The following is a 22,583-nucleotide window of genomic DNA, read 5'->3' on the forward strand; positions in this document are numbered from 1 at the left end:
ACCGCGCTCAGAAAAGTTTTCAGCGGCGATCCGTCGTCGGCTTCAGCCGGTTGCGACCTGTCCTCTCTCGCGCATCAGCCGGTCGATATGCTGGCGGATATGGGCCGCTTCGCTGGCCGAGCCCGCCAGCGCGATGGCGCGGTCGAAGGTCGTCCGCGCCTCGCGGTCGCGGCCGAGCTGCATCAGCAGCCAGCCCTTGAAGCCGAAGAAGTAGAAATAACCCGAGAGCGCCTGCTCCAATGGTTCGACCATCGCGAGCGCAGCTTCAGCCCCGCGCAGCTTGGCGATCGCGACGGCGCGGTTGAGCGTGATCACCGGCGAGGGCTGGATATGCTCCAGCGTGGCGTAGAGGATGTCGATCTGGGCCCAGTCGGTCTGGTCTGCCTGCGCCGCGCGACTGTGGACGCCGGCGATCGCCGCCTGGATCTGGTAAGGGCCGGGCCGGCGGTGGCGCATCGCCTTGTCGACCAACGCCAGACCCTCGGCGATCATCTCGCGGTCCCAAAGCGAGCGGTCCTGTTCTTCGAGCAGGATGATCTGACCACTCGCGTCGAGCCGTGCCGCGGTGCGGGCGTGCTGCAGCAGCATCAGCGCCAGCAGCCCCATGATCTCCGGTTCGGTCGGGAACAGCCGCAGCAGCAGCCGCATCAGCCGGATCGCCTCCTCGCTGAAGGGGCGGCGGCGGTCGCTCTCCGCGCCGCTGGCCGAATAGCCCTCGTTGAACACGAGGTAGAGCATCGCCGCCACCGCCGCGAGGCGCTCGGCGCGCTCGACCGGGCCGGGCGTCTCGAAGGGCACGTTGGCAGCGGCGACCCGGCCCTTGGCGCGGGTGATGCGCTGCTCCATTGCGCTCTCGCCGACGAGGAAGGCGCGGGCGATCTGCTTGACGGTGAGGCCCGAGACGATGCGCAAGGCGAGCGCGACCTGCTGCGTCGCCGGCAAATCGGGATGGCAGCAGATGAACAGCAGGCGCAGGATGTCGTCGCGGTAATGGCCGCCGTCGAGCCGCTCGGCGACCTCGCTCTCGGCATCGCCGAGATCGGAGAGCCTGTCCTCATCGGGCAGGGCTTCCTGCTTCTTCTGCCGCCTGACCTGATCGAGCGCGACATTGCGGCCGACGAAGATCAGCCACGCGGCCGGATCGCGTGGCGGCCCGTTCTGCGGCCAGGTCCGAAGCGCCCGGAGGCAGGCCTCCTGATAGGCCTCCTCGGCGATGTCGAGATCGCGGAAATAGCGCAGCAGGGCGCTGATCGCCTGAGGGCGCGCCGAGGTCAGCGCCGCATGGATCCAGGCGATCTCGGCCATCATCAGACTCCGGCCGGATAGTAGACGGCGAGCGGACGGACCTCGAAGGCGCCGCCAGGGTTGGCTTCGCCGAGCTCGCGCGCGATGCCGAGCGCCTCGTCGAGATCGGCGACGTCGACGATGTAGAAGCCGAGGAACTGCTCCTTGGTCTCGGCGAAGGGGCCGTCGATGATCAGCGGCGGATCGCGATCCTTGCGCAGGGTCGTCGCCGCCGTGGTCGGCAGCAGCCGTGCGACCGGGCCGAGCTTGCCTTCCTTGGCGATGCGCTGGCGGATCTTTTCGAGGCGGCCCATCACCTCCTCGTTCTGCTCCTTCGACCAGGCCATGACGACCTCTTCGGAATGATAGCAAAGGATGGCGTAGTGCATGCGCGGCGCTCCGGTTCAGGCCAAGGACGTTCGGCCGGGCCGGCAGCCGACAATCGCGGAGCAAAAAAATCAAGCTGCCTCGATATTCCCTAAACCAAGTCATCCCGGGCGACCGAAGGGAGACCCGGGATCCATGCCTGAGCCTCTCCTGCGAAGGCTCCGGAATGGACCCCGGATCTCCGCTTCGCTGCGTCCGGGATGACGATGTGGGAGAAGAAGGGGCTAAACGACCGGCGGATTGAGCCGGGCAAAGCCCTCCTGGCGATGATAGGGAAGGCCGGGTAGGGCGGAACCGTGGCGCTCGCCTTGTCGAGCCGGGCGATCTGCTCCGATGTCAGGGACCAGCCGATGGCGCCGAGATTGTCGCGCAATTGCTGCTCGTTGCGGGCGCCGATGATCACCGAGGCGACGGTCGGGCGCTGCAGCAGCCAGTTGATCGCGATCTGCGGCACGGTTCTGCCGGTCTCCTTGGCGAGTTCGTCGAGCACATCGACGATGGCATAGAGCTTTTCGTCGTCGACCGGCGGGCCGAAATCGGCGGTCTGGTGCAGGCGGCTGCCTTCGGGCAGCGGCTGGCCACGGCGGATCTTGCCGGTGAGGCGGCCCCAGCCGAGCGGGCTCCAGACGAGCGCGCCGACGCCCTGGTCGAGGCCGAGCGGCATCAGGTCGAACTCGTAGTCGCGGCCGACCAGCGAATAATAGACCTGATGGGCGACATAGCGCGGGAAGCCGTGCTTCTCGGCCAGCGCCAGCGATTTCATCAATTGCCAGCCGGCGAAATTGGAGACGCCGACCTGGCGAATCTTGCCGGCGCGGACCAGCGCGTCGAGCGTCGAGAGCACCTCTTCGATCGGCGTGAAGGCGTCGAAAGCATGGAGCTGGAGCAGGTCGATATGGTCGCTGCCGAGTCGGCGCAGCGCCGCTTCCGTGCCATCGATCAGCCGGCTGCGCGAGGAGCCGGCGTCGTTCGGGCCGTCGCCCATTGGCAGAGTCAGCTTGGTCGAGATCAGCACCTTGTCGCGCCGGCCCTTGATCGCGGCGCCGAGGATCTCCTCGGAGGCGCCGTTCGAGTAGACATCGGCGGTGTCGAACAGGTTGAGCCCGGCCTCCAGGCAGATGTCGATGAGGCGGGTCGCTTCCTTGGCGTCGCTGGTGCCCCAGTTGCTGAAGAGTGGGCCCTGGCCGCCGAAGGTGCCGGCGCCGAAACTGAGGGCGGGAACCTTGAGGCCGGAGCGGCCGAGATATCTGTAGTCCATGGTGGAGTTCCTTGTTCTAAGTCTTTGACGTCATTCACTGCGGGCAGGACGCAGGTGCTGTCTGCAGCGCCGTCTGCGGGCGTTTGTCGAGGCGCAGGCTGATCACTGCCAGAACCAGGCTCGCCAGCGGCACCAAGGCGGCGACCCAGGTCACGGCGGACAGGCCTGGCCCGTGGTCGATGGTGACGCCGCCGAGCCAGGCGCCGAAGGCATTGCCGAGGTTGAAGGCGGCGATATTGAGGCTGGAGGCAAGGTTGCGTCCGGCGGTCCCGGCCTTGTCGAGCACGCGCATCTGCAAGGGCGCGACAGTGGCGAAGGCGGCGGCACCGATCAGGCCGACGAAGATCGTCACGGCGACGGGCGAGCGCAACGCCGCCGTCATCGCGAAGAGCACGATGGCGAGCGTCGCCGTGGTCGCGAGCAGGGCGACCGGCAGGTTGCGGTCGGCGAACTTGCCGCCGAGCATGTTGCCGACGATCAGGCCGAGGCCGAAGAGCAGCAGGATCGGTGAGACCGCTTCCTGCGAGAAGCCGGTGATCTCGACCAGGATCGGCTGGATATAGGTGAAGACCGCGAAGACGCCGCCGAAGCCGAGCACGGTCATGGCGAGGCCGAGCAGGACCTGCGGGTCGGCCAGGGTCGCGAGCTCCTGGCGAAGCGGCGCGACCTCTACCTTGCCCTTGTCGGCCGGGACGAGACGAGCGAGCACCAGCATGGCGGCGACGCCAATCACGGCAATGGTCCAGAAGGTGGCGCGCCAGCCGAAGTTTAGGCCGAGCCAGGCGCCGGCAGGCACGCCGAGCAGGGTCGCGATGGTGAGGCCGGTGAACATCACGGCGATGGCCGAAGCCTTCTTGTCCTCGGGAACGAGGCTGGTCGCGACGACTGAGCCGACGCCGAAGAAGGTGCCGTGCGCCAGCGAGGTGATGATGCGCGCCGCCATCAGCAGGCCGTAACTTGGAGCGAGCGCACAGGCGATGTTGCCGAGGGTGAAGATCGCCATCAGCAGGATCAGCACCTGCTTTCGCGGCAGTGTGCGGGTAGCGAGGGTCAGGATGGGCGCGCCGACGAAGACGCCCAGCGCGTAGCCGGAGATCAGCAGGCCGGTCATCGCGACCGAGACCTGCAGATCGGCGGCAACCTGCAGCAACAGGCCCATGATGACGAACTCGGTGGTGCCGATGCCGAAGGCACCGGCGGTGAGGGCATAGACGGCAATGGGCATGGGAGGCTCCGCGCACTGCGCAAGGAAACGGGTCCCAGCCAGATGGTGCAATGCGGTGGTTTGAACTAGGATGCCGCCCGTAACATCACTTGTGACTTGAGTTCACCATGGCAGCCCTGCTCAGCAACCGCTCCGGCGAGATGGAAGTGTTCGCGGCTGTGGTCGAGCGCGGCGGCTTTTCCGCCGCGGCCAAGCTCTTCGGCATGACGCCGTCGGCGGTCAGCAAGCTCGTCACAAGGCTGGAAGGCAGGCTGGGCGCGCGGCTGATCAACCGCTCGACGCGCAAGCTGCAACTGACCGCCGAGGGCCAGGCCTTCCACCAGCGCTGCGTCACCATCCTCTCGGATATCGCCGAGGCGGAATGCGAAGCGGCTGCGGGCCGGGCGCCGCGGGGACGGGTGCGGGTCAACGCCAATGTCGCTTTCGGCAACCAAATTCTGCTGCCGCTACTGCCGGCCTTCCTCGCCGAGCATCCCGAGCTCTCGATCGATCTCGTCTTCACCGACCAGGTCGTCGATCTGATCGAGGAGCGGGCCGACATCGCGATCCGGGTCGCGCCGGGGCCTCTGCGCGGCAACCAGCTGATGGCACGCAAGATCGGCGAGAGCGGCGTCGCCGTCGTCGCCTCGCCCGACTATCTCGCCCGCCATCGCGAACCGAAGACGCCGGCCGAGTTGGCGCAGCACAACCTGATCGGCTTCAACTTCGCCCGCTCTGTCGAGGGCTGGCCGTTTCGGGTCGATGGTGCGCTGATCTCGGTCGCCGCGGTCGGCAATACCCAGGTCGGCGATGGCGAGATCGCGCGCCAGCTCGCCGTAGCCGGCGTTGGCCTTGCGCGGCTGGGGCGCTTTCATACCCAGGCCGAGGTCGCCGCAGGGCGGCTCGTCACGGTGCTGGAGGACTTCAACGCCGGCGACATCGAGGTCATCCACGCCGTCTATCTCGGGCAGGGCGGCTTCGTGCCGGCGCGGATGCGGGCGTTTATCGATTTTCTGGCGCGGAATGTGAAGATTCGGGCTTGAAAGCACCTCCCGTCATTCTGGGGCAGGCCGAAGGCCTGAGCCCGGAATCCATGAACACTGCCCTTCCGTCATGGTCGGGCTTGTCCCGACCATCCACGTCTTTGCATCACTGATCTTATGCGGTGTCCAAGACGTGGATGCTCGCCACAAGGGCGAGCATGACGAGGTGGAGCGATGTCGCGGCCATGCATTCCGGGCTCGCCGCTTCGCGCCGCCCCGGAATGACGGTTGAGCCCTCAGCTCAGCAGCAGGCTGTCGTCCGAGAGCTCCTCGCCGCGCACCTGCTTGAACAGGCGTAAGAGGTCAGGCACGTCCATCGCTTTGCGGCGCTCGCCGGCGATGTCGAAGACGACTTTGCCCTCGTGCAGCATCACGGTGCGGCTGCCATGGTCGAGCGCGTCGCGCATCGAATGGGTGACCATCAGGGCGGTCAGCTTCTGCTCCTCGACGATGCGCCGGGTCAGGTCGAGCACGAAGGCTGCGGTGCGCGGATCGAGCGCGGCGGTGTGCTCGTCGAGCAGCAGGGTTTTGGTTCCCGCCAATGTTGACATGAGCAGGCTGACCGCCTGCCGTTGCCCGCCCGACAGCAGCCCCATCGAATCGCCGAGGCGGTTCTCCAGGCCGAGTCCGAGCACGGCCAGCTTGTCGCGAAACAAGGCGCGCCGCGAGCGGTCGAGCGCTGCGCCGAGGCCGCGGGCGCGGCCGCGCGCCTGGGCCAGCGCCATGTTCTCCTCGATGGTCAGGCGCTCGCAGGTGCCGGCCATCGGGTCCTGGAAGACGCGCGCGATCAGGCTGGCGCGCTTCGGCGTCGGCCAGCGCGTCACATCGATGCCGTCGACCTCGACCGTGCCACGCTCGGCCCGGGCATCGCCGCTGAGGACGTTGAGCAATGTCGACTTGCCGGCGCCGTTCGAGCCGATGACGGTGATGAACTCGCCATCCGCTACGGTCAGATCGAGCCCGCGCAGCGCCCGGTTCTCCAGCGGTGTGCCGCGCCCGAAGGTGACATGGACGTCCCGGACGCTGATCATGGCGCGCTCCGCTTGAACAGGCTGCGCAGCGGATTGGCGACACCAGGCAGCATCAGGGCGATGCCGACCAGCACCGCCGTGACGAGGTTGAGGTCGGAGGCGCGCAGGCCGAGCCAGCCGGCATTCAGCGCGAGCGCGATGGCGAGCCGGTAGGCGATAGCGCCGATCAGGCAGGAGAAGACCGCGACGACGATCGACTTCGTGCGGAAAATCGTCTCGCCGAGGATGACGGCGGCAAGGCCGGCGATGATGGTACCGGTGCCGATGCTGACATCGGCGAAGCCGGCGGTCTGCGCAAACAGCGCGCCGGCCAGGGCGACGAGGCCGTTGGAGAGGGCGACGCCGACATAGATGTACATGTCGGTGCGGATGCCCTGCGCCCGCGCCATGCGCGGATTGGCGCCGGTGGCGCGCATGGCGAGCCCGAACTCGGTCTTCAGGAAGCGGGCGAGCAGGGCGGCGATCACAGTGACGATGATCAGCAGCGCGAGCACGCGCAGGGTCGGGCGGGCGGGCAGCCCCATCGCCGCGATGAGCGGGTTCAGCCAGGTGAAGAAATCGATCACCGTCGGCCGGTTCATCAGCGGAATGTTGGGCACGCCCATCACCCGCAGATTGATCGAGAACAGCGCCGTCATCGTCAGGATGCCGGCGAGCAGGTGCAGGATCGCAAAGCGGATGTTGAGCCAGGCGGTGACGGTGCCGGCAAGGCAGCCGGCGACGATTGCCGCCAGCGTGGCGAAGATGGGATTGACGCCGCCCGCGATCATCGCCGCCGCGACGGCGGCGCCGAGCGGCAAGGTGCCGTCGACCGTCAGGTCGGGGAAGTCGAGGACGCGGAAGGTGATGTAGACGCCGAGCGCCACGAGAGCGAACACCAGTCCGATCTCGATGGCGCCCAGGGTGGCGATGAGACTCATCGGTCGCCCTGCTTGTTCTATTCTGAAACGACGAGTGAGGCGGCCGCGAGCGGCGGCGGGTTGCGCCGCCGCTTCACGTCAGTTGATCACCTGCTTGGCGCGCGCCTGCACGGCCGGCGGAATGGTCACGCCCATGGCGGCGGCGGCCTTGGTGTTGATGACCAGGTTGCTGCCGCTGGCATTCTTGACCGGGATGGCGCCGGGCTTCTCGCCCTTGAGGACACGCACGACCACGGCACCCGTCTCGACGCCGACCTGGAAATAGTCGAAGCCGATCGAGGCGACCGAGCCCTTCTGGACCGACTCGGTGTCGCCGGTGAAGACCGGCAGCTTGTTGTCGGCGCCGACGTTCAGAACCGTGCCGAGCGCCGAGATGATGGTGTTGTCGGTCGGCAGGTAGATCGCGTCGACCTTGCCGACCAGGCTCTGCGCGGCGGCCGAGACATCGGCGGTGCGGCCGGCCGAGGCCTCGACGATCTGCAGGCTGCGGGCGGGCGCCAGCGCCTTGACCGCGTTGAGGAGGGCAACGCTGTTGGCCTCGCCCGGATTGTAGACGACGCCGATCCGCTTGGCCGTCGGGACCAGCTCCTTGATCAGGTCGAACTGCGCCTCCAGCGGCGAGAAGTCGGAAATGCCAGTGATGTTGCCGCCCGGCGCCTGCCGATCCTTGACGATCTGGGCTGCGACCGGGTCGGTCACGGCGGTGAACACCACCGGAATCGTCTGCGTCGCCGTGACCATCGCCTGGGCGGATGGGGTCGCAATCGCGACGATCACGGTCGGGTTCTCGCCCGCGAACTTCTGGGCGATCTGCGCCGCCGTCGCCGGCGAGCCCTGCGCCGATTCATAGCGGAAGGTCAGGTTGGCGCCGTCCTTGTAGCCGGCATCCTCCAGCGCCTTCTTGACGCCGTCGCGGGCGGCATCGAGCGCCGGGTGCTCGACGATGGCGGTGACGGCCACCGTCACCTTCTGGGCCTGCTGCGCGACTGCGACCGTTCCGGCCAGAAGCGCCAGAGCGAGACCGCTGCCGATCATGGTTGCGCGCAAACGCATGGTTTCCTCTCCATTTGTTGTCGGGCCGGTCCACCCCGCGCAATCTGCAGCGGTTGGCAGGGCCCTTGAGATTAGTGAGCGGGCCGTTCTCGCAACCTTGAGGCTAGGGAGCGGCACCCTCGATTACCGGCAATATGCGCGGGCAAAAACACGCCACGCAAGTGAGCTGACATGCGTCTGCGGGAAGCGCGCATGCGAACGAGAGGGGCCGGATCACTGTCCTCGCCGGCTGCGCGCGGCAAAGCGCACGGCCTCCTCGGCGGCCTTGAACAGGGCTTTCGCCTTGTTGATGCATTCGAGCTGTTCGGAGGCCGGGTTCGAATCGTAGACGATGCCGGCGCCGGCCTGGACCTGCATGCGGCCATCCTGGACGACCGCGGTGCGCAGGACGATGCAGGTATCCATCTCGCCATTGGCGCCGAAATAGCCGATGCAGCCGCCATAGGCGCCGCGCCCGTCCTTTTCGAGCTCGTCGATGATCTCCATGGCGCGCACCTTCGGCGCGCCGGAGACCGTGCCGGCCGGGAAGCCGGCAGCAAGCGCCGACAATGCGTCGTGCTCGCCGGAGATGCGCCCCTCGACGTTCGAGACGATGTGCATCACCTGGCTGTAGCGCTCGATGAAGAAGGAATCAGTGACGCCGACGCTGCCGATCTCGGCGACCCGGCCGACATCGTTGCGGCCAAGATCGAGCAGCATCAGATGCTCGGCCCGCTCCTTTGGATCGGCCAGCAATTCGTCGGCGAGGGCTTCGTCAGCGGCCGGCGTCGCGCCGCGCGGCCGCGTACCGGCGATCGGCCGGATCGTGACCTTGCCGTCGCGCAAGCGAACTAGGATCTCGGGGCTCGAGCAGACGATCTGGAAGCGCTCAAAATCGAGATAGCAGAGGAAGGGCGCCGGATTGACCCGCCTCAGCGCCCGGTAGAGCGCAAAGGGCGGCAACTCGAACGGCGCCTCGAAGCGCTGCGACAGCACGACCTGGAAGATGTCACCGGCGCGGACATATTCCTGCGCCGTCGCGACCATGGCGTGGAATTCGGCCTCGCTGGTGTTCGAGACGGATTCAGGATGCGGGATCGCGGCGATATCGATGCCGGCCTCGGCGGGCAGGGGCCCTTCGAGGGCCCGCACCACCGCGTCGAGCCGCTCCTGTGCCCGCTCATGGGCGATGCGAGCCGACACGCCGGCCTGGGGCCGGACTGGTGTGACCACCGTGATCTCGTCGCGGATCGAATCGAACACCACCATCAGCGTCGGCCGCGTCAGGATGGCGTCGGGCACGTCCGGCCCGGTCTCCTTCGGCTGCGGCAAGCGCTCCATTAGGCGCACCATGTCGTAGCCGAGATAGCCGAAGACACCCGCGGCCATCGGTGGCAGGCCGTCGCGATCGGGGATCGCGCTCTCGGCGAGCAAGGCGCGCAGGGAATCGAAGGCGGGACGCGGATCGGGGATGAAATCCGCACTTTGCGCCGGGTGGCAAAGCGAGGCCTCACCGCGATGGCAGCGCCAGATCAGGTCAGGGTCGAGCCCGATCATCGAGTAGCGGCCGCGCACGGCGCCGCCCTCGACCGATTCGAGCAGGAAGGCGGGGCCGTGATGGGCCTGGCGCAGCTTGAGGAAGGCGGCGACCGGCGTCTCGCAATCGCCGACCAGCGACAGGGTCAGCAATTGCGGCTCGCCGGCCGCATAGGCGGTGGCGAAGCGGGCGAAATCGGCGGCCGGATCCATGCGACCGGCTTCAGTTCTGGCCGCCGGTGGCGTTGCGTAGCGCCGCCTGGTTGACCTGAACGCCGAGATCATTCTGCAGCTTGCCGACATATTGCGCGAGGATGTCCTCGCTGATGCTCGACGAGAGCAGGCGCACGAAGTTCTCGGCTTCCTCGGCGGTGCGGACGTAAGGAGTGACCGTCGCCGCCTTGACCTGAAAGACGACCCGGCCGGCATTCTCGACCGCGGCCGAGCTGGCCTTGCCGGCAGGGGTGCCGAAGACCAGCGAGACGACGTTGCGCGGCAGCGCGTCGCTCTGGTCCTGGCGGCCGAGCGTCGCTTCCTCGAATGCGAACCCTTGAGCGAAGGCGATCGCATCGAGCTTTTCGCCGGCGTCCAGCTTCTGCACGATCTCGCGCGCCCTGGCCGAGAGCCGTGTGGCGACCTCATCGGCGCGCCATTGCTTTTCGACCTCGGCCTTGACCTCGTCGAAGCTGCGCTCGCGCGGCGGGTCGATCTTGCTGAGATCGAACCAGACATAGCCGCCATTGTTCGGCAAGCGGGTCGCCTCGTTGTCGACGCCGATATCGGAGCGGAAGATCGCCTGCTGCGTCGCGTCGCCGCCGGGGAGGGCGGTCTCCTGCGTGCCGTCGGCCTTGCCGAGGCTGGAATTGGCCGGGCCGAAGGAGCGCAGCGCCAGGCCGAATTCCTTGGCGATCTCGGCCAGCGGCTTCGCCGAAGCGCGCTGGTCCTCGATCTTGTCGTGCAGCTCGGTCATCTGCTCGGCAGCGCGCGAGGTGGCGACGTCGCGGCGGACCTCGTCGGCGACCTCCTCGAAGCTCTTCAGACGTGCCGGCTCGATCGTCGGGACGCGCAGCAGCACGATGCCGAAACCGCCCTGAACGGGCTCGCTGACCGCGCCCTGCGCCAGCGCGAAAGCTGCGTCGCGTACGGCCGGGTCGAACAGGCCCTCGCGCGTGAAGGTGCCGAGCGTCAGGTCGGCCGCGGCGATGTTGCGGCTGGCGCCAACCGCCTCGAAGGTCTCGCCGGCATCGATCTTCGCCTTGGCAGCCCTCGCCTCCTCGATGGACGGGAAGCCGATCTGCTGGACGATGCGGCGCTCGGCCGAGCCGAAGCGCTGCGCCTTGATCTGCTCGTAGCGGGCACGGGCATCGGCATCGCTGACCTTGGCGGGGTCGGCGAGGTTGGCGGCCGTCAGGACGAGCACATTGGCGGTGCGGTATTCAGGGGCGCGGAAGGCGGCCTTGCGCTCGTCGAAATACTTGCGCAGCGCGTCCTCGGTCGGAGCGGGAATCTCGCCGGCCGCACTGTCCGGCAAGGTGACGTAGGCGATTTCGCGCTTCTCGTGGCGCAGGCGATGGCCGAGCTCCTGCAGCGCGCCCGGGGCCGTGACCGCGCCAACCACCATCTCGGCGAGCTCCTGGCGCATTGTGGCGGCGCGCTGCTCGCGCACGAAGCCCTGCTCGTTCAACCCCATCGCGCGCAGCAATTCGTTGAAGCGGTTGGGGTCGAACTGGCCGGCGGCGTTCTTCAGGTTCGGATCGTTGAAGAGGATATTGCGGACGGTCTCGTCGGAGACGGCGAGGCCGAGCTTGGTGGCGGTCTGGTCCAGCGTCGCGTCGGTGACGAGGCGCGAGAGCACGCGCTGGTCGAGGCCCAGCGCCCGCGCCAGCTCGGGGCTGATCTGGCGGCGCTGCTGGCGCGTCAGCTGCTGGACCTCGTTCTGATAGGCGGTGCGCAGCTGCTCGATGCTGATCTCGGTTTTGCCGACGACGGCGACGGCGTTGCGACCATAACCGCGGAAGATGTCGCCGATGCCCCAGATCGCGAAGGAGATGATCAGGAAGCCGAACATCACGGCGATGATGAGCTTGCCGATCAGGCTCTGCCCCGCCTTGCGGATGCCCTGCATCATCATGGTCTTGTCTTCCCAATCCTCTCGCGGCCGTGCCGCTGCGCGCCGCTTATAGGAAGAGCAACGCCTCCCCGCAATCGCTCTGGATCGCCTTGATTGCGATCGGCGTACCGCATTGCTAGAGCCAACTGGACAAGAATTGGAGAGCAGCCGTGACGCGAACGATCAAGCCGCTGGTGGCGGGCAACTGGAAGATGAACGGGGTGAAGGCGGATCTCGCCATCGCCGCCGAGGTCGCCAAGGGCCATGACGCCGAGCTGCGGCGCGCCGTCGACCTCGCCATCTGCCCGCCTGCGACGCTGCTGTTCACACTGAGCGCTGCACTGATCGGCGCGCGCATCGCGACCGGCGGGCAGGATTGCAGCGCCCATGCGAGCGGCGCCTATACCGGCGAGGTTTCGGCAGCGATGCTGGTCGATGCCGGCGCGAGCTATGCGATCGTCGGTCATTCCGAGCGCCGTACCCTGCATGGCGAGAGCAATGCGCAGGTGAAGGCCAAGGCCGAGGCGGCGCTGGCCGCGGGGCTGACACCGATCGTATGCGTCGGCGAGACCAAGGATGAGCGCGAGACCGGTAAGGCGCTCGCCGTGGTGAAGAAGCAGCTGCGCGGCTCCGTGCCCGAGGGGGCGGCCGCGACCTCGCTCGTCGTCGCCTACGAGCCGGTCTGGGCGATCGGCACCGGCTTGACGCCGACGGCGGCGGACGTTGCCGAGATGCACGAAGCGATCCGCTCCGAGCTCGGACGCATCCTCGGCAAGGCGACAGCGGCCGGCGTCAGACTGCTCTATGGCGGCTCGGTCAAGCCGAGCAATGCAGTCGAACTCATGAACGTCGCCAATGTCGACGGTGCGCTCGTCGGTGGCGCCAGCCTCAAGGCCGAGGACTTCCTTTCGATCGCGCGCGCCTGCGCCTGATCTCGGGGGAGATTAAAATCGCAGGTGGCATGGGCGGGAAGCCCATGCTATGGCCAGCGCCGTTCCGCGGGATGCCGCCATCTTGGCAGGCGCCCGCGCCATACCCATTTCGAGTGCCATGCAGAACGTCCTCATCGTCATCCACTTGCTGATCGTGATCGCGCTCGTCGGCGTCGTGCTGCTCCAGCGTTCCGAAGGCGGCGGCCTCGGCATGGGCTCCGGCGGTGGCGGCGGTGTCGGCGGCTTCATGACCGGCCGCGGCCAGGCCAATGCGTTGACCCGCGCCACGGCGATCCTCGCCGGCCTGTTCTTCATCACCTCGCTGGTGCTGGCTGTGATGGCGACGCAGGGCCGGACCCAGCGCTCGATCATCGATGGCGCCCCGGCGCCGGCCGGCACGACCGCGCCGGCTGCTCCGAGCGGACCTTCGGCCCCCAATGCCGGCGGGGTGCTCGACCAGCTCAGGCAGATGCAGAACCAAGGCGGATCACAACCGCCGCAACCGGGAACACCGACGCGGTGACCGGGATGGAACTAGGGCAGGGGCCGGGAAACCGGCCCTTCTCTTTTGTGGACAAGCGTGTGGCGCAGGAACGACCTGCATCGAGCCGCTTAGCGAATCGAATTCTTAGCGTTAAAGGTGACCTCCCATGACGCGGTATGTTTTCATCACCGGCGGCGTGGTGTCCTCGCTCGGCAAAGGCTTGGCGGCGGCTGCTCTGGCTGCTCTCCTGCAGGCGCGTGGCCATACGGTCCGCCTGCGCAAGCTCGACCCCTATCTCAATGTCGATCCGGGCACGATGAGCCCGTATCAGCATGGCGAGGTCTTCGTCACCGATGACGGCGCCGAGACGGACCTCGACCTTGGCCATTACGAGCGCTTCACCGGCCGGCCCTGCAACAAGGGCGACAACATCACCACCGGTCGCATCTACATGGACATCCTGACGCGCGAGCGCCGGGGCGACTATCTCGGCGCCACCATCCAGGTGATCCCGCACGTCACCAACGCGATCAAGGAATTCGTCCTCTCGGGTAATGATGGCTACGACTTCGTGCTGGTCGAGATCGGCGGCACGGTTGGCGACATCGAGAGCCTGCCCTTCCTGGAGGCCATTCGCCAGACCGGCCAGCAATTGCCGCGCGGCCAGTGCATCTTCGTGCACCTGACGCTGCTGCCCTATATCCCGACCGCCGGCGAATTGAAGACCAAGCCGACCCAGCATTCAGTCGCCGAGCTGCGCTCGATCGGCATCCAGCCCGACATCCTGCTCTGCCGCACCGATCGCGAGATACCGGTGGAGGAGCGGCGCAAGCTCGCCCTGTTCTGCAATGTCCGCGAGACGGCAGTGATCGAGGCGCGCGATGTCGCCTCGATCTATGACGTGCCGCTGTCCTACCATGCCGAAGGGCTCGACACCGAGGTGCTGGCGGCGTTCGGCATGGACGACAAGGCCGCGCCCGACATCAGCAACTGGCGCCGCATCTCCGAGCGGATCAAGAACCCGGAAGGCGAGGTCACCATCGCCATCGTCGGCAAGTACACCGGGATGAAGGATGCCTATAAGTCGCTGATCGAAGCGCTGACCCATGGCGGCATCGCCAACCGGGTCAAGGTCAATCTCGACTGGATCGAATCGGAAGTGTTCGAGAAGGAAGACCCGGCGCCTTTCCTCGAGCATGTCCACGGCATCCTGGTGCCAGGCGGCTTCGGCCATCGTGGCGCCGAGGGCAAGATCAAGGCGGCGAGCTTCGCAAGGCAGCGCAAGGTGCCCTATTTCGGCATCTGCTTCGGCATGCAGATGGCGGTGATCGAGGCGGCGCGCTCGCTCGCCGGGATCAAGGACGCCAATTCGACCGAGTTCGGCCCGACCGACCAGCCCGTCGTCGGCCTGATGACCGAATGGATGCGCGGCAACGACCTAGAGCAGCGCTTCTCCGGCGGCGATCTCGGCGGCACCATGCGGCTCGGTGCCTATCAGTCGAAGCTCTCGGCCGACACCAAGATCGCCGAAATCTATGGTTCGACAGAAATCTCGGAGCGGCATCGCCACCGCTATGAGGTCAATATGGGCTACCGCGAGCAGCTCGAGGCCAAGGGCCTGCGCTTCAGCGGCGTCTCGCCCGACGGCCTGCTGCCCGAGACCGTCGAGTATTCCGAGCACCCCTGGTTCATCGGCGTGCAGTACCATCCGGAGCTGAAGTCGCGCCCGTTCGAGCCGCATCCGCTGTTCGCCAGCTTCATCGAAGCGGCGGTGGTGCAGAGCCGGCTGGTCTGAGCTTTCCAGTCTAGTCGACCGGTACCGCGACCCAAGGGTGGCGGTGCTGGGTATAGACCTGCTTGTCCGGCGCCGGAAAATCCGGGTCGGCGAAGGCGCCGACGGCGACTGCGATCATCTCCGGTTTGCGCAATGGCTCCCAAAAGACCGTGCTGCCGCAGCGCGGGCAGAAGTGCTGCGTGACGTCGAAGCCGCTGTCGGCCTCCCGGCGATAAGCCGTCGCATCGCCGCTGATTTCGACCTCCGAGCGCAGAAAGAAGGCGGCGATGCCATAGGTGCTGCCGGTCCGTCGCTGGCATTCGCGGCAATGGCAGAGCGAGACGAGTGCCGGCTCGCCGCGGCAGATCAGGCTCAGAGACCCGCAAGAGCAGCTGGCATGTCTTTCCTTCATGGAGCCTCTCCGTGACTCGTTCATTTGCGTGTCCGCAACGCAAGTTGCGACAGTCTGGCGCAGCGGCGCCGCTGACGTATAGTGAGCGCCTTGACCATCATGGCATGCAAGGGGCGGCAGCATGACGATCTCGATGGCCGGGTTGCCGGCGTTCCTCCTCTATTTCTGCGTCGGCTTCGCGCTGATCGCCGGTTTCGCCGCGGTCTATATGCGGCTGACCGCTCATGACGAGATCGCGCTGATCCGGGGCGGCAATCTCTCGGCCGCGATCGCCTTCGGCGGCAATCTGATCGGTTTCTCGGTGCCGCTCGAAAAGGCGATCGAGCAGGCGGCCAGCGTTCCCGACCTGGTGATCTGGGCGGTGATCGCCATGGTCATCCAGTTCGGCGCCTATGGCTTCGCCCGCATCGTCATTCCCGACCTGTCGCGCAAGATCGAGGAGGATCGGATCCCCTCGGCCGCGATGCTGGCAGTGATCGCCGTCCTCAGCGGCACGCTTGCCGCCGCCAGCATGACCGAGTGAGGAGGCGTCGATGAAACGCTCGACCCAGATCGGGCTTGCCGCCGCGGGCGTGGTGCTGGTCGCGACCTACTGGTCGCTCTCCGGCGGAGAGACCGACGATTCGCTGGTCTACAACAACGTCGCCGAGTGCCGGGCGGCCAACCAGCTCAGCGCCAGCCAGTGCGAGCAGCGCTTCAACGAGGCCTCCGCCAACCATCTGCGCGATGCCAAGAAGTTCACCACCAGCGCCTCCTGCGAGCAGGAATTCGGCGCCAGCGGCTGCCAGAGCGCGACCTGGAACAATGCCCAGGTCTTCATCCCGGCGCTCGCCGGCATCATGCTGGCGCGGCAGTTCATGTCTGGCGGCGGCGCGGCCCAGCCGCTGCTGCCACCGACCAGCTCGGCCTGCCCGCCTGGTACGCGCCAGCCCGGTTCCGGCCGGCCGGAATGCGAGCAGCCGACCCGAACCTCGTCATCCTCATCGTCGAGCGGAGGCTATTACGGCAGCAGCAGCAGCCGCTCGCGCGCTTATACGACGACATCGGGCCAGGCGATGGTCGCCCGCAATATCTCCTCGACAGGGATGGCGAGCACGCCGAGCGTCGCCTCGCGTGGCGGCTTCGGCTCGACCTCGCGCTCCTTCTCCTCATCCTCCTCGTCCTGATCATGCAGCGGCTTCGCGTAGCGCCACGCAAGGACTGGGAGGCGGAAGTCGAGCGCCTCGGCTTTGCCTATCACACGCTCGACGGCGAGACGTATTGGGACGAGAGCGTCGCCTATGCCTTCTCTCTGAAAGAGATCGAGGAGGATATCGAGGCGCCGACCAGCGAGATCGAGGGCCTCTGCTTCGCCTTCGTCGAGCGCGCCCTCAAGGATGAGGAAATCCTGCGCCGGCTCGCGATTCCCGAGGCGCAATGGGGCCTGATCCGCGACAGCTGGCAGCGTGGCGACCGCAATCTCTATGGCCGGCTCGACCTCGCCTATGACGGCAAGGGGCCGGCCAAGCTGCTGGAGTACAATGCCGATACGCCGACCTCGCTGTTCGAGGCGGCCGTGGTGCAATGGGACTGGCTCGAGCAGGCGATGGCGCAGGGCCTGATCTCGCGTGGTTGCGACCAGTTCAATTCGCTGCACGAGCGCCTGATCGCCGCCTTCGGCCAGCTCCGTAAGCCTAAGCCAGAGCGCATGCACTTCACCTGCGTGCAAGGCAGCTTCGAGGACAAGGGCACGGTCGACTATCTGATCGACTGCGCCAGCCAGGCCGGCATCGACGCCCGCTTCACCTTCATTGAGGAGATGGGCCTGCTCGCCGACGGGCGCTTCTGCGACGGCGCCAGTTTGCCGATCGAGATGCTGTTCAAGCTCTATCCCTGGGAATGGCTGTTCCGGGAGCAGTACGCCTCGGCGCTCGCCGGTTCGCGCTGTCAGTTCGTCGAGCCGCCCTGGAAGGCGCTCATCTCGAGCAAGGGGCTCTTGCCCTATCTCTGGGAGATGGCGCCCGGCCATCCCAATCTGCTGCCGGCCCATTTCGAGGGCGATCCGCGCTGTTCGGAGCTCGGCGCCAATCACGTCCGCAAGCCGCTCTATTCGCGCGAAGGCGCCAATGTGACGCTGGTCGAGGGTGGGACGGTCCGAGACAGCGATGACGGTCCGTACGGCGCCGAGGGCTTCATCGTGCAGGCGACCGCGACGCTACCAAATCTCGACGGCAATTATCCGGTGCTCGGCTCCTGGCTCGTCGCCTCGCAGCCTTGCGGGCTCGGCATCCGTGAGGATACGACTCCGATCACCAAGAACACCTCGCGCTTCGTGCCGCATTTCATCGAGCCGTAGCGCGTACGGCCTACGGATTGCCCATGCCTGAAACGACCAATGCCCGCGGCCTCGATCATCTCGTCATCGGCGTCGCCGATCTCGATGCCGCGGGCTCCTTCTATGAGCAGCTTGGCTTCCGGGTCGGCGCGCGCAACCGCCATCCCTGGGGCACCGAGAACCGGGTCGTCCAGTTCCCGGGCGCCTTCCTTGAATTGATTACCATCGGCGACGGCACGCTGATTCCACCACATGCGCCCAGGCATTTCTCCTTCGGCGCCTTCGTGCGCGACGCGCTGGCGCGTGGCGAGGGCATGTCGATGCTGGTGCTGGAGAGCCGGGACGCGGCCGGCAATGCCAATGGCTTCCGCGCCGCGGGTATCGGCGATTTTGAGCCCTTCTTCTTCGAGCGGCAGGCGCTCCGGCCGGATGGCAGCGAAGTGCGAGTCGCGTTCTCACTCGCATTTGCCGAGAATCGAGCGGCGCCAGAATGTGGCTTCTTCCTCTGCCAGCAGCACGAGCCGCAGAACTTCTGGAACCCGGCCTTCCAGCAGCACGAGAACGGCGCAAGCGGGCTTTCCGCCGTGTTCATGGTGACCGAGGAACCGGCTGCGCAGACCGCTTTCCTTGCCGCCTTTTCGGGAGCGGAGAGTTTTGCGACAGCGGAGGCGGGCCTACGCCTGTCGCTGCCGCGCGGGCGGTTGGAGGTACTGACATCGGAGGCTGCGCGGGCTTTGCTGGACGGCGAGAGCCGCCAGCAGAAAGCCCACTTTGCTGGATTTGCAGTCACTGTGCCGGAGCTCGACCCGGTCAGGTCGAGGCTCGCCGAACGCAATATTCCGCATCGCCATGAGGGAGCCCGCATCGTCGTCCCGGCGAGCACGGCGCTCGGCTGCGCCATCGTCTTCGAACTGGGCTGACCCCGAGGCCCGGCCGATCAGCCCGTGCGAGCCTCGGCGCCGGCATGGGCCGGGCCTTCGGGCAGATTTGCCAGCAGGCCGAGCAGGGCGCGGTCATGCAGGACGACCATGCGCTCCTTCGGCTTAAGCCAGATCACTGCGTCCGCCACGGTCTCGGCGTCGATCAGCTTGGCCTGCGCAACAGCGCGGTCGGGCTCGATCTCGCCGCGACGGCGCGGCTGGACCTGCGGCAGCATCGCCTCGTGGGTCGCGCGCAGCATCGGGTCGGCATGGAGTGCGGCAAGCCCGTCGGCGTCGTCATGGCCGGCCTGCGCGAACTCGGCCTGAAGCGCGTTGGCGCGCAGCGCGATCGCCGGCGGGTCGCCTTCCTCCGGCGTGATCAAGAGGCCGCGTCGCTTCAGCCAGAGCCCGAGCGCGAGGTTCCCGGACGCCCATGAGAGCGGGATCGCCAGGAGCAAGCCGACGATGGTGGGCGACATCCAAGCGAATAGCGAGGTCGCGATCATGAAGGCCGAGAGGCCGGCGACCAGGCCGAGCATTGTATGAGTGCGATGCCGGCGGACGATGTCCTTGTACGGGATTGAGCCGTCGTCACGCCGCTGCGGGTTCCAGCCGGTGTCGCGCCCAACCAGGATCTGGAAGACCGAGCCGGACTGGATCACCATCATGATCGGCGCGAAGAAGGCCGAGAACAGGATCTCCAGCAGCGCCGAGAGGGTGAGTCGGATGCCGCCGCCGCAAGCGCGGCGGAGCTTGCCGTCGAACAGCGTCAGCAAGAGTCCGAACAGTTTCGGCGCGAGCAGGATCGCCATGGTCAACCCGAACAGGTTGAGCGCGCGTTCCGGGTCGAAGCGCGGCCAGATCGGGAAGAGCCTGAATTCTTCGGTGAAATACTCTGGCCTGGCGTAGTTGACCTGCAGCACGATCAGGATGCCGACCACGAGCTGCATCAGCCAGAAGGGCGAGGCGAGATACGCCATCATGCCGGTGGCGAAGTGCTGGCGGGTTGCTGTCAGCAGGCCCTTGGCGCCGATGACACGCGAGTGCTGCAGATTTCCCTGGCACCAACGCCGGTCGCGGGTGGCGATATCGATCAGCGAGGGCGGGCTCTCCTCGTAGGAACCAGTCAGGTCGGGCAGCATGTAGACCGACCAGCCGGCCCGCCGAATCAAAGCCGCTTCGACGAAGTCATGGCTGAGCACATGGCCGCCGAAGGGCGGCTTGCCCTTGAGGTCGGGCAGGCCACAATGGTCGGCGAAGGCCTTCGTCCGGATGATCGCGTTGTGGCCCCAATAGTTGCCGTCGCGGCCGGACCAGATCGCAAGCCCGGTCGCGATCACCGGACCGTAGACCCGCGCCGCGAACTGCTGGAGGCGCGCGAAGAAGGTGTTGCGGTTGATGATCAGCGGCAGCGACTGGATGATGCCGGCGTCGGGATCGGCCTCCATCGCGGCGGCGAGACGCACGATACAGGTACCGGTCATCAGGCTGTCGGCGTCGAGCACGACCATCTGGGGGTAGTGGCCACCCCAGCGCGTGACGAAGTCGGCGATGTTGCCGGCCTTGCGATGATGGTTCTTCGGCCGGTGCCGGTAATAGATGCGGGCATCCGGCCCGAGCCGCTGACGCAGTGCCAGGAAGGCGCGCTCCTCCGCCACCCAGATGTCGGGATTGGTGGTGTCGGAGACGATGAAATAGTCGAAATGGGCGCCGAGCCCTGTCGCCTCTATCGATTCGCGGATCGCGGCCACTGCTGCGAACGTCCGTGCCGTCGATTCGTTGTAGATCGGCATGACCACGACGGTCTTCTGCGTCAGCGCCTCGGCGCGGGGGCTCTTCATAAGGCGCAGGAGCAGGGCGAAGAAGCCGAGGATGGCGCTGGTGAAGGCAAGCGCGATCCAGGAGAAGTTCACCGTGAAGAGGACGAGCAGCACGTACTGCAGGAAGGTCGTGCGGCTAACCGACACGACATTGTACATCTCCCAGGCACCGTAGGCAGTCAGCACCCAGGCGCCGCCGAAGACGAAGGCTCGCGCCAGCCAGGGCGTGCGCCAGGCGTTCGGCGCTGCCGGCTTGCGGGCTTCGGAGGCCTTCCAACTGCGGAAAGACTGCACCGGCATCTCCAGCCGGTTCTCGGGCGGCGTCGCCTCGACCGGCGCCGGGCAACTGGTCATGGGCTCGGTATCGCCCCGACGAGCAAGCGCGTCCACGGTCACCAGGTCCACCGGTTCAACAAGGTTTCCGAAGCCGGCTGGCCGCCGGCGTCGAGCACAAGTCGCAGCTCCGAGAGCGTCTCGCTGCCCGGATCGACTTCGAAGGCGACGCGCATCGTCCGGCGTTCCGGATAGGGCCAGAGACGCAGGTTCTGGATCGTGCCTGGAGTCGCTGTGACATTGGCGCGGATCGCTGCGACGAGTGCCGGGTCGCCGAGCCTTTCGCCGCTGAAATCGACGAGAAACCGGCGCCGGCGTGCCTGCGAGCCGCGGCCTTGCCTGATACGGGTCGCGATGGCGAGCGGCGGCCGCTCCGGAGGCTGCCAGCACCAAGCCTGGCGATAGGCGATCGTGGTCTCGCTGCCGGCGGCGATCGGCTGGCGCGGCCGCCAATAGCTGATGATGTTGTCGTTGAGCTCGGATTCGCTGGGTATCTCGATGAGCTGCACCGAGCCCGGTCCCCACTCGCCGAGCGGCTCCATCCAGACGCTCGGCCTGAGCTCGAAGCGTTGATCATCGTCGACGAAGGCGTTCGGGTCGCGCTCGCGCTGAATCAGCCCGAAGCCGCGCGGATTGGAGTCCTGGAAAGAGGAAACTTGCAGGTTGGCGGGGTTGCTGACGGGGCGGTAGATCCATTCGCCGTTGCCGGTGAACATCTGGACGCCTGAAACCTCATGGACAGCCGGCCGCAGATCATCGAAGCCGCGCCGGCTTTGCGGGCCGGAGAGGTAGGTGCCCATCACGCAGCCGAAGCCGACATGGTCGAGATTGGCACGGGCGAACAGCGTCATCTCGACATCGACCAAGGTGATGTCGCCAGGCCGCAACGTCATCCGCACAGCGCCCGTGACGCTCTCGGAGTCGAGTAGCGCATGGATGACGAGCACGCCGGCGGCCGGGCTCGGCCGCTCGATCCAGTAGGCACGGAAGAACGGGATCTCCTCGCCGCGCTGTTCGCCCGGCCGCAGGATCAGGGCGCGGGCCATCGCGCCGAAATTCTGGCCGCGCGCCAGCGAACGGAAGAAGGTCGCGCCCTGGAAGAGCGCGAGTTCATAGGGACGTTCCAGCCCGGCGGAGACGCGGAAGCCAGAGAACTGCAGGTCTGCACCCGCAGGAGGCGGCGCCACGCGGCCATAGTTGAACTTGCCGGGATCGAATGCGACGCGTCTGACGACATCGTCCTCGACCGTGAACAGGCTGACCGGCGAAGAAAAAACGTAGCCGCGGTGCAGCGGCTCGACGGTGAAGCCGCGATTCTCTCCCGCCCAGATCATGCCGGAGGGCTGCGCCCGGATGCCGACATACTGATCGAAGGGCAGGGTGGCGTAGCCTTCGGGCAAATCGGTCGCGAGGAGCGGCACCATCGGCCGGCGCGAGAGCACGCGGGCGGCCTCGATCACGAGCGCGGGATCGAAGCGCTGTCCCTCGGCGATCACCGATTGCACCAGCCCGGCCCAGCTCGTCTGGGCCTGCGCCGCCGCAGGGCCGACGGCAAACCGCTGCGCAATGGCGCCGGTTGCTGCAAGGCTCAAAAATCGACGGCGATTCAAGGATTTCGACATCAGGTCCAACTTGGGCCGGCAAAGCTCTGCCGCCATGCGCTTCTAGAGCATTTCGCGCGGCGCTGAAAAGCGTGGTGCAAGGCCAAAGGCGAAAAAAGGGAAGCCATGCATGCAGGAATGCCATGCCGAAAACGAAGCCGCGCCAGATTGCTCGCTTGGAGCCGGCG

19 protein-coding genes and 1 pseudogene are annotated in these 22,583 nt (G+C 66.8%); 8 read left to right on the forward strand and 12 right to left on the reverse strand.

Annotated features, from left to right (window positions below):
* Positions 1-42 precede the first annotated feature (42 nt).
* The 4 genes and pseudogenes from BLM15_RS05865 to BLM15_RS05880 form a co-directional block, all read right to left on the reverse strand.
* Positions 43-1,305, reverse strand: coding sequence for an RNA polymerase sigma factor (locus BLM15_RS05865; protein WP_126111248.1), 1,263 nt, complete (start codon positions 1,303-1,305; stop codon positions 43-45).
* Positions 1,306-1,307: 2 nt separating this feature from the next.
* A complete protein-coding gene (locus tag BLM15_RS05870) occupies positions 1,308-1,673 on the reverse strand; it encodes a YciI family protein (protein WP_126111250.1) in 366 nt (121 codons plus the stop codon).
* A 222-nt stretch (positions 1,674-1,895) separates the two neighbouring features.
* Positions 1,896-2,929 (reverse strand): annotated as a pseudogene (locus BLM15_RS05875) (aldo/keto reductase).
* Between the two features lie 34 nt (positions 2,930-2,963).
* Positions 2,964-4,154: an MFS transporter gene (locus tag BLM15_RS05880; protein ID WP_126111252.1), complete on the reverse strand. Its 1,191-nt coding sequence runs from the start codon at positions 4,152-4,154 to the stop codon at positions 2,964-2,966.
* Positions 4,155-4,261: 107 nt separating this feature from the next.
* Here BLM15_RS05880 and BLM15_RS05885 point away from each other — a divergent pair, with 107 nt between their 5' ends.
* Positions 4,262-5,176 carry a LysR family transcriptional regulator gene (locus BLM15_RS05885; protein ID WP_126111254.1) on the forward strand — a complete coding sequence of 305 codons (915 nt, stop codon included), beginning with the start codon at positions 4,262-4,264 and terminating at the stop codon, positions 5,174-5,176.
* A 236-nt stretch (positions 5,177-5,412) separates the two neighbouring features.
* On the opposite strand, the gene BLM15_RS05890 is transcribed toward BLM15_RS05885, so the two are convergent.
* The 5 genes from BLM15_RS05890 to BLM15_RS05910 form a co-directional block, all read right to left on the reverse strand.
* Complete coding sequence (locus tag BLM15_RS05890) at positions 5,413-6,207, reverse strand: ABC transporter ATP-binding protein (protein ID WP_126111256.1); 795 nt, start codon at positions 6,205-6,207, stop codon at positions 5,413-5,415.
* Complete coding sequence (locus BLM15_RS05895; RefSeq protein WP_126111258.1) at positions 6,204-7,127, reverse strand: ABC transporter permease; 924 nt, start codon at positions 7,125-7,127, stop codon at positions 6,204-6,206. The genes BLM15_RS05890 and BLM15_RS05895 overlap by 4 nt, the downstream gene beginning before the upstream one ends.
* A gap of 78 nt (positions 7,128-7,205) precedes the next feature.
* Entirely contained in the window at positions 7,206-8,180 is a 975-nt protein-coding gene (locus BLM15_RS05900) for an ABC transporter substrate-binding protein (RefSeq protein WP_164547406.1), read from the reverse strand.
* Positions 8,181-8,393: 213 nt separating this feature from the next.
* Positions 8,394-9,908 carry an anthranilate synthase component I gene (trpE, locus tag BLM15_RS05905; RefSeq protein WP_126111260.1) on the reverse strand — a complete coding sequence of 505 codons (1,515 nt, stop codon included), beginning with the start codon at positions 9,906-9,908 and terminating at the stop codon, positions 8,394-8,396.
* A 10-nt stretch (positions 9,909-9,918) separates the two neighbouring features.
* A complete protein-coding gene (locus BLM15_RS05910) occupies positions 9,919-11,826 on the reverse strand; it encodes a SurA N-terminal domain-containing protein (protein ID WP_236846582.1) in 1,908 nt (635 codons plus the stop codon).
* 191 nt (positions 11,827-12,017) lie between these two features.
* On the opposite strand from BLM15_RS05910, the gene tpiA reads away from it, so the two are divergent.
* From tpiA to BLM15_RS05925, 3 genes are all read left to right on the forward strand, one after another.
* Positions 12,018-12,737: a triose-phosphate isomerase gene (tpiA, locus tag BLM15_RS05915; protein WP_442859452.1), complete on the forward strand. Its 720-nt coding sequence runs from the start codon at positions 12,018-12,020 to the stop codon at positions 12,735-12,737.
* 118 nt (positions 12,738-12,855) lie between these two features.
* Entirely contained in the window at positions 12,856-13,260 is a 405-nt protein-coding gene (gene secG, locus BLM15_RS05920; protein ID WP_126116076.1) for a preprotein translocase subunit SecG, read from the forward strand.
* Positions 13,261-13,387: 127 nt separating this feature from the next.
* Positions 13,388-15,016 carry a CTP synthase gene (locus BLM15_RS05925; protein WP_126111264.1) on the forward strand — a complete coding sequence of 543 codons (1,629 nt, stop codon included), beginning with the start codon at positions 13,388-13,390 and terminating at the stop codon, positions 15,014-15,016.
* A 10-nt stretch (positions 15,017-15,026) separates the two neighbouring features.
* Here BLM15_RS05925 and BLM15_RS05930 read toward each other — a convergent pair whose 3' ends face one another.
* The gene (locus BLM15_RS05930) at positions 15,027-15,407 is read right to left on the reverse strand and encodes a GFA family protein (RefSeq protein WP_126111266.1); all 381 of its coding nucleotides are present in this window, start codon (positions 15,405-15,407) and stop codon (positions 15,027-15,029) included.
* 121 nt (positions 15,408-15,528) lie between these two features.
* On the opposite strand from BLM15_RS05930, the gene BLM15_RS05935 reads away from it, so the two are divergent.
* From BLM15_RS05935 to BLM15_RS05950, 4 genes are read left to right on the forward strand one after another with little or no spacing between them, the layout of a single operon-like run.
* Positions 15,529-15,930: a DUF350 domain-containing protein gene (locus BLM15_RS05935; RefSeq protein WP_126111268.1), complete on the forward strand. Its 402-nt coding sequence runs from the start codon at positions 15,529-15,531 to the stop codon at positions 15,928-15,930.
* 10 nt (positions 15,931-15,940) lie between these two features.
* Positions 15,941-16,573, forward strand: coding sequence for a DUF1190 domain-containing protein (locus tag BLM15_RS05940; RefSeq protein ID WP_126111270.1), 633 nt, complete (start codon positions 15,941-15,943; stop codon positions 16,571-16,573).
* A gap of 2 nt (positions 16,574-16,575) precedes the next feature.
* A complete protein-coding gene (locus BLM15_RS05945) occupies positions 16,576-17,742 on the forward strand; it encodes a glutathionylspermidine synthase family protein (protein ID WP_126111272.1) in 1,167 nt (388 codons plus the stop codon).
* A 23-nt stretch (positions 17,743-17,765) separates the two neighbouring features.
* Entirely contained in the window at positions 17,766-18,641 is an 876-nt protein-coding gene (locus tag BLM15_RS05950; protein WP_126111274.1) for a VOC family protein, read from the forward strand.
* A 17-nt stretch (positions 18,642-18,658) separates the two neighbouring features.
* On the opposite strand, the gene mdoH is transcribed toward BLM15_RS05950, so the two are convergent.
* Together mdoH and BLM15_RS05960 are read right to left on the reverse strand one after the other, a co-directional pair.
* A complete protein-coding gene (mdoH, locus tag BLM15_RS05955) occupies positions 18,659-20,815 on the reverse strand; it encodes a glucans biosynthesis glucosyltransferase MdoH (protein WP_126111276.1) in 2,157 nt (718 codons plus the stop codon).
* Positions 20,816-20,853: 38 nt separating this feature from the next.
* Entirely contained in the window at positions 20,854-22,386 is a 1,533-nt protein-coding gene (locus BLM15_RS05960; RefSeq protein WP_236846583.1) for an OpgD/OpgG family glucan biosynthesis protein, read from the reverse strand.
* Positions 22,387-22,583: the final 197 nt, after the last annotated feature.

Source organism: Bosea sp. Tri-49, from assembly GCF_003952665.1.
Taxonomy (GTDB): Bacteria; Pseudomonadota; Alphaproteobacteria; order Rhizobiales; family Beijerinckiaceae; genus Allobosea.

Bases quoted from the DNA above. Each gene is read 5' to 3' on its own strand.
- BLM15_RS05900 (WP_164547406.1), bottom strand. From the start codon at position 8,180: ATGCGTTTGCGCGCAACCATGATCGGCAGCGGTCTCGCTCTGGCGCTT.
- BLM15_RS05880 (WP_126111252.1), bottom strand. From the start codon at position 4,154: ATGCCCATTGCCGTCTATGCCCTCACCGCCGGTGCCTTCGGCATCGGC.
- BLM15_RS05870 (WP_126111250.1), bottom strand. From the start codon at position 1,673: ATGCACTACGCCATCCTTTGCTATCATTCCGAAGAGGTCGTCATGGCC.
- BLM15_RS05910 (WP_236846582.1), bottom strand. From the start codon at position 11,826: ATGATGATGCAGGGCATCCGCAAGGCGGGGCAGAGCCTGATCGGCAAG.
- tpiA (WP_442859452.1), top strand. From the start codon at position 12,018: ATGAACGGGGTGAAGGCGGATCTCGCCATCGCCGCCGAGGTCGCCAAG.
- secG (WP_126116076.1), top strand. From the start codon at position 12,856: ATGCAGAACGTCCTCATCGTCATCCACTTGCTGATCGTGATCGCGCTC.
- BLM15_RS05895 (WP_126111258.1), bottom strand. From the start codon at position 7,127: ATGAGTCTCATCGCCACCCTGGGCGCCATCGAGATCGGACTGGTGTTC.
- BLM15_RS05945 (WP_126111272.1), top strand. From the start codon at position 16,576: ATGCAGCGGCTTCGCGTAGCGCCACGCAAGGACTGGGAGGCGGAAGTC.
- BLM15_RS05930 (WP_126111266.1), bottom strand. From the start codon at position 15,407: ATGAAGGAAAGACATGCCAGCTGCTCTTGCGGGTCTCTGAGCCTGATC.
- BLM15_RS05935 (WP_126111268.1), top strand. From the start codon at position 15,529: ATGACGATCTCGATGGCCGGGTTGCCGGCGTTCCTCCTCTATTTCTGC.
- BLM15_RS05865 (WP_126111248.1), bottom strand. From the start codon at position 1,305: ATGGCCGAGATCGCCTGGATCCATGCGGCGCTGACCTCGGCGCGCCCT.
- BLM15_RS05885 (WP_126111254.1), top strand. From the start codon at position 4,262: ATGGCAGCCCTGCTCAGCAACCGCTCCGGCGAGATGGAAGTGTTCGCG.
- mdoH (WP_126111276.1), bottom strand. From the start codon at position 20,815: ATGACCAGTTGCCCGGCGCCGGTCGAGGCGACGCCGCCCGAGAACCGG.
- BLM15_RS05940 (WP_126111270.1), top strand. From the start codon at position 15,941: ATGAAACGCTCGACCCAGATCGGGCTTGCCGCCGCGGGCGTGGTGCTG.
- BLM15_RS05950 (WP_126111274.1), top strand. From the start codon at position 17,766: ATGCCTGAAACGACCAATGCCCGCGGCCTCGATCATCTCGTCATCGGC.
- BLM15_RS05890 (WP_126111256.1), bottom strand. From the start codon at position 6,207: ATGATCAGCGTCCGGGACGTCCATGTCACCTTCGGGCGCGGCACACCG.
- trpE (WP_126111260.1), bottom strand. From the start codon at position 9,908: ATGGATCCGGCCGCCGATTTCGCCCGCTTCGCCACCGCCTATGCGGCC.
- BLM15_RS05925 (WP_126111264.1), top strand. From the start codon at position 13,388: ATGACGCGGTATGTTTTCATCACCGGCGGCGTGGTGTCCTCGCTCGGC.